Raw genomic sequence first — 12798 nt, 5'->3', positions numbered from 1 at the left:
TCACTCCCTACAGCATACATCAAGGGGAAAAACATGTTTTTTATCATAAACCTTTTGAATACCCCACGTGTTGAACAATTTGTGAAAAAACTCTCAGACCTCGGAGAACGAAAAGCGATACAACTCATCACATCGATACTCACTCAGGATACTAGCCTGGTTGGTCTTGGCGACGATTGCGCCGCGATTGATCTTGGAAAAGACTATCTGCTCATAACAACCGACATGATTTCTGAAAAAACCCACATACCACAGGAGATGAGACCATTTCAGATTGGTTGGTTTCTCTGCGCAATCAACCTCAGTGACCTTGCAGCAAAAGGAGGAACACCACTTGGATTAGTTGTATCTCTGGGGTTGCCTACGGAAACCTCAGAACAATTTCTCAAAGAAGTAAGTCGTGGTTTAAACACCTGTGCAACTCGTTTTGGAACAACAATCGTTGGCGGTGATACCAAAGAAACACGAGAAATAACACTTTCAGGGACTGCATTTGGCAGGGTGAATAAAAATGAGTTCATGGCACGTCGAGGAGCACAGATTGGCGATGTGGTTGCAGTCACTGGAACGCTCGGAAAAGCTGGAGCTGGATACTATGCACTCCGCCATAACATTACTGACAGAAAAATCTGCCGATTCTTGTTTGAACCATGGCCTCGACTCAACGAAGGGAGAATACTAGCTCAGACGCATCATGTTACCAGTTGTATGGATCTTTCCGATGGTTTATCGTCATCGCTGTATCAACTCCAAGAAATGAACCAGATTGGGGTTGAAATAGATCAAGAAAAACTTCCGATTTCACCAGAACTCAGATCAGTAGCAAAGAAAATAAAAAACCTTGATGTTCCTGCTGTTTCTTTGCATTTCGGTGGTGACTATGAACTCCTTGTTACAATTCCGCCAACTGTGTTTGAAAAAACAAAAAAAGCCGTAGGAAAAAAAGGTGTATCTCTCTATCCGATTGGAACTGTAACAAAAACAAAAAAAATTCTATTATATACTGGGAGTGATACCACAGTTCTTGAGAACAAAGGGTATGAACATTTTAAAAAAAACATTACGTGGTAAAACAACACGATTCTTCCTTCAGAATCCGGTACCAATTGTTCCATAAAGATATTAAAGGACCAAGAGTACTTTTTTTATTAGAGAAAGAATGAACAAAAAGCTGATCACTGTATGCACAGTACTCGTAGTTCTGATACTTATAGGAATTGTGTACTACTTTACACTAGGCACCCGGGATCCCTACCATGCTAACAAAAAACCAATTGTCACCATAGTGTATCCGTCAGATCATGCTGTGGTCTCCCAACTAGTTATGATCAGTGGAACTGCATCTGACCCGGATGGAGATCAGGAGCTGGTTAGTGTTGAAATTAAAATCGGCAACACAACATGGACCAATGTAAGTGGTCTAACCCAGTGGAGCTACACCTGGATTGCATATTCTGAGAAAAATGCAGACTACATGATTAGTGTACGAGCATATGATGGTAAACAGTATTCAAAAATCTCTTCGATTAACGTTACCTTAGAAAATCCGAAAAATGTTTCTTCAGATGGCCACAAATGGGCTCTCTTTGTCGCAGCCGCAAACTTTCCCAAAGAGAATGAAAGTAAACTTGGCAACGGTGGATTATACCTTGCTGAAGAAATGGCAGCATATTTCATCACCCACTACAACTATGCCACAGAAAACATTGTGATTCTTTTTGACGATGGATGGATTCGAAAAGACAACGGCTATGGTGAAAGAATAGAAACCTTGCAGCAACGCAAGCATAGCTATGCGGTTACCTATGGAGCAGCAACCAAAGATACGTTCATCCAGGTTGTTACCCATCTCGTGAACCAAGCAAACTCCTACCGCGATAGCGAAGTGTTCATCTGGATTTTCAACCATGGATATGGAGATGCAAGCAACTCAGCAACCGGTGGAAAACTATTCGAACGAAGTCAGATCTTTCTCTGGGATGGACTACTGAGTGATCGTGACTTGGGAAAAATGCTATTTGGACTTCGATCTAAAAAAACAACACTGATCGTTGACGCTTGCTATAGTGGAGGTTTTGCAGATAAAACCATTTATGATTTTTCAACATCACTTCTGTTCAAATCAGGGATACCACGTTCAGGTCGTATTGTCATTTCAAGCACCAGTAAATTCAGACAAGGATACGCCAGCACCACTCAGGGCCCTCTGTTTACCTTACTCTGGTTTGAGGGTATCAAAACAGGAGATGCTGATGGCTTCAAACCAGGTTTTCTCAAACGAGGAGTACCTTCTCGGTTACACCTCTTCAAAGATGGAAAAGTATCGGTCGAAGAAGCATTTTATTATGCTAAATATATGCTACGAACCGATAAGGCGTTTGCCGAATATAAAACCATGGAGCCCCAAATCAACGACAAATATCCGTATCGAGTAACAAACCGAAAAGGGCTTATTCTTGGCGAAACATAAATAAACTGTTTTTGTATGAAAAACAGCAATGCATCATGAAGCAAAATTCTGGCGGCCCCTGGATAATCAACAGGTCCAATGTTTATTATGTCCACATCAATGTACGATTCCTTCAGGAAGACGCGGAATTTGTGGTGTCCGTGAAAACAAGCAAGGAAAACTGATTTCTCTGATTTATGGGTCTTGTTCATCGATTGCTGATGACCCCATTGAAAAAAAACCATTGTATCATTTCTATCCAGGATCATTGGTATTATCGATCGGATCTGTAGGTTGTACCATGAAATGCGCTCACTGTCAGAATGCAAGTATTTCAACAGCACAACCCTATCATTTTCCTTTTCGAGAACTTACTCCTGAACAAACAGTTGCAATCGCCCAAGAACATAACTGTAGAGGTATCGCATGGACGTACAACGAACCAACAATTTGGCATGAATACGCCTATGACACAATGAAATATGCAAAAAGACAAGGACTTGCTACCGTCTATGTAACCAATGGATATATCAATGAAGACCCGCTCAGGGAACTCTCCCAGTATTTAGATGCAATGAATATTGATGCGAAAGCATTCACGGAATCATTTTATCACAAAATCTGTACCGCACGACTTGAACCTGTTCTAAACACTTGTGAGCTTGCAAAAAATCTTGGAATTCATGTCGAATTAACATATCTTGTAATCCCAGGATACAATGACACGTTAGATGAAATTAACAAGTTTTGCCGATGGGTTCTTGAAAAACTTGGTCGAGAAACACCGGTTCATTTTACCAGATTCCATCCAGACCACCAGATGACAAACCTACCGGCAACCCCGAAAGAAACTATGATTACTATTTATTCACATGCACAAAACCAAGGATTACTCTACGCATATCTTGGAAATATCGCTCATGGTTCCTACGAAAACACCAGATGCCCCATCTGCCACAAAACCGTTATCGAACGCCATGGGTTCTCAATACAACTTACAGGAGTAAACAATAAACGATGTATGTATTGCGGGACGATTCTTCCGATAATCTCTGACTAAAACCAAGAGCCGTGGGAACATCTCCCTCAGGATAATTATTAAAAAGATAAAAATATATAAATAATGGAAAAATTTAATAAACCAGGAAGCATACTAATATACTGCAGAAATATATAAATATCTTGCATTCTGAACAAACGTGTAAGGTGACATCACTATGGTCAGTTTAAAGAAAAACGATAAAATAGTTATTATTATCGGCGTATTGGTTCTTGTTATTGCCGGTGTCGGTATCGCTGTGTACGTCCCACCAGAGAAAACAAACAATGAACATACACCACCTGGTGAAACCACATACCAGGTCGCCTGGCAGACTTCTTCAGGGACATACCAGCTCAACGACGAGCTCTATACGAGCAAAAACAAACCATACTCCAAAGAAATTACACTTACCCAAGACAACCTCCTCGAAGTAACAATTGAGCTTTCCTGGACTGATGATCACACCTATGGACTCCTCAGGAAAAAAGGATTAGATACCCTCACGGTTGATGTAACCGGAAAAGGTCAAACCAAAACCGAAAAACAAACCGGTAACGGTACCATGACTCTGACGTTCCGAATGAACACACTTCCAACGATTACAACTATACAAGCATCAACGCTCTCAGATGCAGAAGATGCCATCAAAGCAGACTACTATAAAACCGCTGATGAAACATTCACTATTAACGTCAAAGTACAAACCGGTGAAAAAATCTTCAGATTCTTCAAATACCTCAGAGATAAAGGAAACGATTTCGACGTAAAAATAACCTACACCTACTTTAACGCATTGATCAGCGAAACGAAAGAAGAAACAAAAAACACACATCAAAATACCTACAACACGGATGATACTTGGGAACCTCCGTATCTTTCGATGATTCTCAAAACAGGCTGCAGCAGATACATCTAAAAACGAAATCTTTTTTATTTAAATTTTAAACCTTAGTAACGCTGCAACACCACCGAGATGTTCAAATTTTCTCCCAGCTTCATGTAATGAATTGATAATGGTGAAATCACTCCGGGTCTGCCGAGCAAGCTCTAACAGTTGTTCTCCTTTCTTACTGCGAACAAAAACATCGGAAATTAACAATCGCTCAACTGCACCTCGATGCAAGGCATCCTCAACCTCCGCAGCACCATATGTTACACATCCATCTTTTTTAATCTCCTCAAAAAGTTTCTCAACCAGACGTGTCTCAAGTGACACCCGATTATCCTTAGTGATCTGCTCAACTACACCAAGTTTTAACGCCTCATGAATACCATTCATTCCAGGATGACTTGTTGCATGTGTCTGAACATTTGAAAACAACTCAGCATACTTGGATTTACCAAATGCTATAAAATGTTCGCGAGTAAAACCAGGACCAATCACCACGAGAGGTGTTTCTTTAGTCACATAGGTTTTCAGAATACCAACAATGTCACCAAAATACTCATAGCTTGTTTCCTTACTTTCATACATCTTCCCAGATCGTTTCGAATCAACATCAGCAATCCACTGCACGCCACTCTGCCGAAGAATCGCAACGGTTGCAGTATCTTCATCAAGACTTACAAAAACAAGAACTGGCTGCATGCGCTGCTTCACCGCCTCATTAATGCGTTCCAGCTGATGCTCCTTCCATTGATCCTTCACAATCGAAAACGCTTCCATACTCTCGGCATCAATATTGAACGTGTGATACGAACCTATATCCTGCGGTCCTTCCTCAATAACTCCTTGGATTCGAAGCCGATCAGAAAACTCATGGAACTGAACCTTTTCAACCCGGATGCCGAGCTTCATTCTTTTTTTCTCAGGTTTTTTCGATCGAAGTTTATCACCCGGCTGTTCATCAGTACGAAATGTGACTCCACGAACCAAATCTCCTTCCTCAATGATATGATACAAATGCCAGAGATCATCAAGATTTTCAGCGATTATTTTCAGTTCACCGGTTTTATGATCCTGAAAAACGATTTTCACGGGTAATCACCTTCTTCAACGGTCAGACCAACGCTGCGACTGATCTGCATATTACCCGGAGGAAGAATCTGCTCAACTGATTCCACAGATACAGCAAACGTCCGTGCTATGATTTTTGCCACAATCGCCTTTTTCATGCCACCCGGAACCACAACAAGATACCGATCAGTATATGCTTGTACAGCACGCTCGGGTCCACACATGAGTTTTTCGATACCATCGAGATTGATTTTTCCCACGGCAAGTTCAAGCGTACACCGCTGGTAATTCCGTTTCCCCCGGATAATAAAACCACCTTTCGGAACATATTCACCACTCTGCGGTGTTTTACTCACCTGCTCAGGATGCACCCAGTATGCTTGTGCTTCAGCAAACTGATTCCATGCTTTTGAGAATGAAGCAGCATATATACATGCTTCCTCAAGGCTTTTCTCAGAAATTGATAGGTGTTCATCATGGATATTTTTTGTTTTTACAATAACACTGGGCGCTCCATGAACATCGGCATGAACATACCGATCACCATCGCGAAGATATTTTTTAACCACAAGTTCATTAGATTTTGCATCTTTTCCACCGACAACTACATTGCCTTCAGAAGTGATAAACCAGCGGAACTGTTCAAACCAATACGTTTTTTCAGATTTTTTCTCTGTGCTGATCGCTCGATGTTGTTCTCGTTCCTCTTGTTGCATGTGTTTTTCAAGATTGGCTAGTTCAGCTTTTGTTTGTTCAACAGCTTCAAGTGCACCTTTAATTTTTTCTGAGAGTTTTTTACGTTCAGCATACGCATTTTGCGCATTCTCAGATACGCTTTTATAGATATCTAAAATCACTTGATATTCAGTATTATCAGTATCACGAAGAAGGACGGTTATCGTTTGATTCTCAAAATTGACATCAGAAACCATCTGATGTTTTTTAAGAAGTCCAAGACCTTCGGTTTTATCTTTTTGTTTAAGAACATCAACCGCTGTAGTAAGAATTTGATCAAGAGCTTGCTGATAATGATAGATTAGCTCTCCTTCTTTTTGTTTTTCTAGCATCCTTTTTTGAAATTCTTGAATTGATTCTTGCTGTTGTCGCAATTGCCGATGGAGCGCCTCTCTTTTTACTAGAGAAGTCGCTATTGTTTTTTTAGTTTGTTTTCTTTGACTAATCAGCGCTTCAAGGCCTGAAATGAAACATCCACAGAGTTCTAAATTTTCAGCAGCGTAGCTTTTAAACAATATTGGGATCACATCGACAATCGCAGAATCTCTCCGAACTTGATATGGTTCAAATTGTTTCTGGCGGAAGATGTCTAAAAATTGTTGCATGGCGTCAAAAAGTTTTTGAATATCTACTTCAGAAAGATTGTGAGGTTTTATGGTTTTATCCATACCGATACGCGATAATAACTCCTCAGCATAGGCTCCACCGAAATTCAGATTCACAGCAAAAAAACGAACAAGATCCTTCGTACTTCTTTTAAGAAGATCTGCAAATACTTGATACGATAGTTCGAAAGGGTTTATCTGCGAGGGCGGCAGTACATATTTTTCATGTATTTTTATGGTTCGATGGGCCCATTGCTGACGAATCAACGAGGCAAGAATAACTGACTCTGAATTGAGCAGAATAATGTTCCCCTTAGGGATTAACTCAACAACTAAGGTGTATTCCCCATCAGCACGACCAATGGAAATAAAAATGATCCGATCAAACATATGTTGCGTTATGTTGGTGATGCGCCCATTTTGTAGATATTTCCGAAGCGTCATCGCAAATACTGATGGTTTTTCAGGAACGTTGAATTTCTGTTGTGTGATGCAGATAAGTTCTTCATTTCTAATGAAAATGATTTCTTTTTCATGCGTATTTTTATTTGTGATCTTGATCAGAATCTCATCACGGCTTATCTGATAGATATTTTCAATATAGCTACCAATACTATTTTGAAGATCATGAACGACGACCATGAGGTCAAATGCTGAGAGCCCACGTTGCATACTACCAACACAGAGATAGGTTTAAAGAATAAAAAAGAATAGGATGTCTACAAATCGCACATTGAAAGGCATGTCATACGACCAACAAAGTGTATAATCACCCAAAAAAACGAGGAAAACGACTTTTCAAGAACCAGAAAAACATACTGCGGAAGATACGGTTTTCCTTCGGCATGCTCACTTCAAACGTTGTCCATGCACTCTCAGCACCCATGGTATCTTTTGCCTTCAACCTGATGGTATACATTCCTTTCTTTTCCCAGGCGTGCTGTACCGGTACGATTTCGCCAGAATCATATGGCCCAATCCACTGTGGCTCAACACAATTTTCACACCATTCAATCCAAAAATACACTTGATCTCCGTCGGGATCAACTGCTGAAAGATTGTAGGTATATTCAGTTTTTATTTTTCCGGATGACGGACCCGAGATCATAGGCTGATTTGGTGTCTGATTTTCACCAGGTAGAATTGTGATTAGTAGCAGATCGGTACCGGTATGACCATCTGTATCGGTAACTGTGAGAACAACCGTGTAATTTCCAGGAGTTGAATAGATATGATGTGGGTTTTGTTCAGCGGAGATCTGCTGATCTCCAAAATTCCACAGCCAGCTATACGGTTTTTTGCCACCAGTTGCCGAGCCGAAGAACGATACAGGAACACCTGTGACACCGTTACAAGGTCCTGATATCTCAACTATCACTACAGTTGATACGACCTCAAAGGAAGTTGTCGTTTTAATATCAAACTGATATGAGTGTGCTTCTGCATGATAGGTACCAAGCAGTGCATATTCGTCTAATGAAAAAGTAAATGTATAATTTCCATAATTATTTGACAGTCCGCAGGTACCAAAAATCATGTTTTCTTCAGAATCGTTCACGTGTACACAGAGAGGAGATGAGGGGACTCCTTGACCATCATTGAGTATACGACCAGAAATGGAAACCTGCTCACCAGGATAATATTCTAGCTGATCAGTGGTAATTGTTATTTCGGGTCCAATCTGTAGTGCATGGCTATCAAACGAAATGAGAACCATGGAACCCATTGAAAACAAAATGACGAATACCTCCATATATGATAGTATCTTCCTGCTCTTGTTCATACTCTTCTTTTCTCCCTTCATCAAAAATAGGATGCAGTGTACAAATGGAGAAATCAAACCGGTTTTTAAATATTCCTCCCAGAAAAACCTATTTTTTAAGTAAAAGATTAATGAAACGAATATCTCGATACTCAGAAGATTTTCTCCCCAGTTCATCATACACAAGTATCGTCACTCGGTGGGTCCCCACTGAAAATTTATTGAACTGCCAAGAGAACGGGACCTGCGTATCAGTATACATGAGACGATCATCGAGATAAAACTCAGCGCGGAGAATCGGCACTGAAGCATAGCGAACATCAGCCCAAATCCAGATATCATTAAGAACTATAGTTTTGAGATCACCGATGCTACGTTTTTCTCTTCCTTCAATGTAGAGCTTTCCAATTCGAGGTGATGCAATTGTCACTTGGGGGTAAAAATCCTCGTAATCAGCCAGTGTTCCAAGCAGTGCTGTAATCAAACGAGTGGTTTTTACAAGATAGGAAAAATTTACATTGTTTAGGTCATCCTTTGAAGTATGCATATTTGGATCATGTTCTCCGCCCCAACAGGCAAATGCCTCATAGCCGTATTCAATAAAAGAAAAATAATCGCTCCAGCCGCGACCATCACGATTGATACTACCACGACTTATCGTCAAATCAATATCATAGATACTACAAAGACTATCAGCAATATCAAAAAGCCAAGCTAGATCTTCTGATGAAGAAATACCCATTCTGCTCCCGCCTTCACTGGTTTCGGCATGACCAATCATATCTGCATTGATATTCAACAAAATGTTCTCATGATTTTCATAGGATTCTTTTGCATAAGCGTGACTACCTAGCAAACCAATTTCTTCACCAGAAAAAGCTACAAACTTCAAAGTATGGTTAAAACTAAATTGATTCAAAACTGCAGCTGAAAGAAGAACTGCCGCCGTACCGCTGCCATCATCATTAGCTGCAGGAGCACTTTTCACACCATCATAGTGTGCACTGAACAAAAGAACAGTATTCTTCTTGTCTGTTCCAGGGATGGTTGCTTCGATGTTTCTGCTGGAAAAAAACCGTCGATGATACTCGTTCCCCCATGAGCTCCAGTTGTGGTACCGCGTTTGAAGATGGTTACTCTGAAAAAAATCATAGATATAGTTTGCTGCTTGTTCGCATCCATAGGTTCCTGTAAACCGTGGAGAAAAACCAACAAGCACTGTAAGAATCTCACGAAGACGACCCTCAGTGATTTGACTGAGTGCTGCAGCAACTTTTGGGTTATATAAATCCGTTGAGAGATGAGTAGAATCCTGAGAAACACCCGGTGATTGTGGTGCGCCGATAAAAGAAGAGGAAACAGCAGGTAGTACTGAAACGAAAAAGCAGAAGACAATAATACTTGATGTTATCTGTGTTTTTTGAATATGTTTCATGGTTTCATGGATATATAATAAGCAGTCTAATTTTATAAATGTATCTCTATAAAGGTTTTGGATTCGCTTATTACTAAAGTTATATAAATATTGATGTTTTATATATTAATAAAACCCATGAAGAAAACTATATGTTCTATATGCATGATTCTCACTGTAGGGGTAGCCCTTTTTCAAATACCGGCAGTGAAAAGCAACGATCCGAGATGGTACGAACCAACAGATATCACACTTCTCGATAATGCATATAACATTACGTCGTACTGGTCACTGCAATGGTGGTACTTTGATGCGTTGTTCACTAACAACTACAGCATCCATGTCGGAATCCTTTCTATAGGAACCCAAGGAAAAACAGGATTTTTCCTCCTTAGAATTAGTTTGTATGATCATGCTACGATTGTAGCACGATTGCATCGTGTTATTCCTCTCAGGATGATGCAGTTTTCACCAGCAGAACCTCGATTACAACTGCAGGGAAAAGAACTGCTCAGCACCTTTTATGATGCTGAGAACCATCTCTGTGTATCTCTCAACCTGTCAATTAAAACAGTATCTGCAAATCTCATATTTATTAGTCAAATACAGGGCTGGAAAGGATACACCGGTCATGGTATTTGGGGGTGTCCTGTACCACGAGCTGTGGTTGTTGGGACACTTCAATGGGATGATACAATTTTCATGGTTAAAGGAGTAGGGTACCAAGAACGTGGGTTTGACGTTCGTCGTTTTCATAAGAGTTGGTTTTGGGGAAAATTCTCATCGACACATTTTTCAATTATTTTTTCACAAAATATGAAAAACAGATGGTGCGAAGATTTTTTCCTTGTTATGATTAATCGCGATACTCTGAATTACACCAGCATTCACCGTGAAAATATCAAGCTTACTCACATTCAGTATCAGTATCATCATGGAAAATTGATTCCTCTTGAATCTATGTTTGAAATTCATGAGGATGATATCGATGTTGCTGTTCGTTTTTCTGTGCAATCAATTGATTTTCATATGCTTGGAATGCTTCGGTATTGGCGGTTTCATATGTTGGTTACTGGTACGATTTCAATTGCCGATCAACAAGAATCGGTAAATGAGACTCAGATCATGGAGTACTGTCATTTTTGGTGAAGATGCATTTGTTGAAAGAAGGATGGGATGGGTACCTCTCTTAAGAGATGGTTAAAAAAAAAGGAGATGGGATGCGTGAAAATAATCTTCGAGAGGTACCTACTGTTCCGATGAGGAGGAATGGAAACGATGGTGGCAGTCCATTTTGATACCGAGAATGGAGGAGGATGAAGCGGTGTGGGAGAAGACAGAAGTGTGAAACTTCTGTAGGATGCGATGGATGATGGTGGGCAACCTCCCCCGTTTGTTGAAGATGATATTGTGGGTTATGTGTAGATGAGATGTGTTGTGTACGCGAAGATGACGAAACTCGTTGTTCTGAGTTACGATTCTTCATATCTTTTCCCTTCACCATTTCGCCATGCGATTATGCAAGGCAATACTATAATGCATAATATAGTATATAAACTTTTCTTTAATTGCATGGCAAAAGCGAAATGCATAAATATCGTACAACCCATGTGCCTCTGTGGAAAGTTACCAAAAAGAGCTCACCCAAATACGGACCATTCTCAAAAGCAATCCTCGAGGAATGACCGTTACCGACATCGCTCGAGAAATCAACATTAACCGCAACTCAGTTGCCAAATACCTCGACATCCTCCTTATCTCAGGCCATGCAGAAATGGTCACGTTCGGCCCAGCAAAAGTATTTTTCCCGAGCAGACGAGTACCACTTTCAGCAGTACTCAATTTCACCCTCGACTACGTCCTGCTCATTGACAAAGACCACAGAATCATCCAAATCAATGAAAACCTCCTCGAATTTCTCAAAACATCACGAAACGACATCATCGGGAAAACCATCGATACACTTCTCATACCACTCTTTCAAATTACTGACTTCACCACCAACGTCCAAAAAGCACTCGACGGCTCTGATACAACTACAGAAATCGAATTTGCAACCAATCAACAAAAATTCTATCTCAACATGAAATACATCCCAACAACCTTCGACGATGGAGAACCTGGAGTAACACTGATCATTGAAGACATCACCGAACGAAAAAACACTGAAAAAAAACTGAGACAAGTCATCCATGAATGGGAAACAACTTTTAACTCAGTCAACGAAATGATCTCAATCCATGACGCCGAAAACACCATCATCCGCGCAAACAAATCATTTGCCGATTTTTTCAACCTCTCACCAGACCAATGCATTGGAAAAAAATGCTATACACTTCTCCATGGAACAAACCACGTTCATCAACCTTGTCCTTGCCAACAAGTACAACAACTCAAAAAACCAATCACCGTGGAATTCTTTGATGAGCATCTCGGTAAAAAACTCCAAATATCAGCATCACCTATTATCAATGATCAAGGAATCGTAACCGGCTCAGTTCATATCATGCGAGAACTCAACAGATAAAACAAAAACCCATAAGGAAAAAGAATACACTTTGATATCACCGTTATAACACAGTTGAAACGCTGATAACAATCACAACAATCAACGTCAGAATCGAGTTGGTTCTCAAATCAAAAATATGCACCCATTCTAAAATCCCAAGGATAACAACCGACAGGATCAGAATAACAAACAACAGCAAAACAATAAAACCAAATGTTATAAACAGCTGATCAAAAGAGATAAAGATCTTCCGGATGACAATCCAGACTGACGCAAAAAAAGCTAACAAACCAACTGTCAACCGTGCTTTCGTTAACTCTCTCAT

At 40.2% G+C, this 12798-nt stretch carries 11 protein-coding genes; 6 read left to right on the top strand and 5 right to left on the bottom strand.

Annotated features, from left to right (window positions below):
- The first annotated feature begins 33 nt into the window (after positions 1-33).
- From thiL to QXL17_01350, 4 genes are all read left to right on the top strand, one after another.
- Positions 34-1071 (top strand): thiamine-phosphate kinase, encoded by a 1038-nt coding sequence (gene thiL, locus QXL17_01365; GenBank protein ID MEM4257786.1) that lies wholly within the window; start codon positions 34-36, stop codon positions 1069-1071.
- 88 nt (positions 1072-1159) lie between these two features.
- Positions 1160-2470 (top strand): Ig-like domain-containing protein, encoded by a 1311-nt coding sequence (locus tag QXL17_01360; GenBank protein MEM4257785.1) that lies wholly within the window; start codon positions 1160-1162, stop codon positions 2468-2470.
- A gap of 28 nt (positions 2471-2498) precedes the next feature.
- Complete coding sequence (gene amrS, locus QXL17_01355; GenBank protein MEM4257784.1) at positions 2499-3509, top strand: AmmeMemoRadiSam system radical SAM enzyme; 1011 nt, start codon at positions 2499-2501, stop codon at positions 3507-3509.
- A 157-nt stretch (positions 3510-3666) separates the two neighbouring features.
- The gene (locus tag QXL17_01350; protein MEM4257783.1) at positions 3667-4407 is read left to right on the top strand and encodes a hypothetical protein; all 741 of its coding nucleotides are present in this window, start codon (positions 3667-3669) and stop codon (positions 4405-4407) included.
- Positions 4408-4425: 18 nt separating this feature from the next.
- Here QXL17_01350 and QXL17_01345 read toward each other — a convergent pair whose 3' ends face one another.
- The 4 genes from QXL17_01345 to QXL17_01330 form a co-directional block, all read right to left on the bottom strand.
- The gene (locus QXL17_01345) at positions 4426-5469 is read right to left on the bottom strand and encodes an mRNA surveillance protein pelota (protein ID MEM4257782.1); all 1044 of its coding nucleotides are present in this window, start codon (positions 5467-5469) and stop codon (positions 4426-4428) included.
- Entirely contained in the window at positions 5466-7460 is a 1995-nt protein-coding gene (gene rqcH / locus QXL17_01340) for a ribosome rescue protein RqcH (GenBank protein ID MEM4257781.1), read from the bottom strand. Before rqcH ends, QXL17_01345 begins: the two co-directional genes overlap by 4 nt.
- Before the next feature lie 97 nt (positions 7461-7557).
- Positions 7558-8571 carry a PKD domain-containing protein gene (locus QXL17_01335; GenBank protein MEM4257780.1) on the bottom strand — a complete coding sequence of 338 codons (1014 nt, stop codon included), beginning with the start codon at positions 8569-8571 and terminating at the stop codon, positions 7558-7560.
- Positions 8572-8659: 88 nt separating this feature from the next.
- The gene (locus tag QXL17_01330; GenBank protein MEM4257779.1) at positions 8660-9985 is read right to left on the bottom strand and encodes a M28 family peptidase; all 1326 of its coding nucleotides are present in this window, start codon (positions 9983-9985) and stop codon (positions 8660-8662) included.
- 144 nt (positions 9986-10129) lie between these two features.
- Between QXL17_01330 and QXL17_01325 the strand changes: the two genes are divergently transcribed.
- Together QXL17_01325 and QXL17_01320 are read left to right on the top strand one after the other, a co-directional pair.
- Positions 10130-11113: a hypothetical protein gene (locus QXL17_01325; GenBank protein ID MEM4257778.1), complete on the top strand. Its 984-nt coding sequence runs from the start codon at positions 10130-10132 to the stop codon at positions 11111-11113.
- 469 nt (positions 11114-11582) lie between these two features.
- On the top strand, positions 11583-12491 hold the full coding sequence (locus tag QXL17_01320) for a PAS domain-containing protein (protein MEM4257777.1): 909 nt from the start codon (positions 11583-11585) through the stop codon (positions 12489-12491).
- Between the two features lie 43 nt (positions 12492-12534).
- On the opposite strand, the gene QXL17_01315 is transcribed toward QXL17_01320, so the two are convergent.
- Positions 12535-12798, bottom strand: a complete 264-nt coding sequence (locus tag QXL17_01315; GenBank protein MEM4257776.1) for a hypothetical protein — start codon at positions 12796-12798, stop codon at positions 12535-12537.

The organism is Candidatus Thermoplasmatota archaeon, assembly GCA_038884455.1.
Classification (GTDB): Archaea; Thermoplasmatota; E2; order DHVEG-1; family DHVEG-1; genus JAWABU01.
Note: the sequence above shows the minus strand (reverse complement) of the source record. Positions and strands in the feature narration are given on the sequence as shown.

Coding starts and splice junctions, on each gene's coding strand:
- thiL (MEM4257786.1), top strand. CDS start 34: ATGTTTTTTATCATAAACCTTTTGAATACCCCACGTGTTGAACAATTT.
- QXL17_01360 (MEM4257785.1), top strand. CDS start 1,160: ATGAACAAAAAGCTGATCACTGTATGCACAGTACTCGTAGTTCTGATA.
- amrS (MEM4257784.1), top strand. CDS start 2,499: ATGCATCATGAAGCAAAATTCTGGCGGCCCCTGGATAATCAACAGGTC.
- QXL17_01350 (MEM4257783.1), top strand. CDS start 3,667: ATGGTCAGTTTAAAGAAAAACGATAAAATAGTTATTATTATCGGCGTA.
- rqcH (MEM4257781.1), bottom strand. CDS start 7,460: ATGCAACGTGGGCTCTCAGCATTTGACCTCATGGTCGTCGTTCATGAT.
- QXL17_01335 (MEM4257780.1), bottom strand. CDS start 8,571: ATGAACAAGAGCAGGAAGATACTATCATATATGGAGGTATTCGTCATT.
- QXL17_01330 (MEM4257779.1), bottom strand. CDS start 9,985: ATGAAACATATTCAAAAAACACAGATAACATCAAGTATTATTGTCTTC.
- QXL17_01325 (MEM4257778.1), top strand. CDS start 10,130: ATGATTCTCACTGTAGGGGTAGCCCTTTTTCAAATACCGGCAGTGAAA.
- QXL17_01315 (MEM4257776.1), bottom strand. CDS start 12,798: ATGAGAGAGTTAACGAAAGCACGGTTGACAGTTGGTTTGTTAGCTTTT.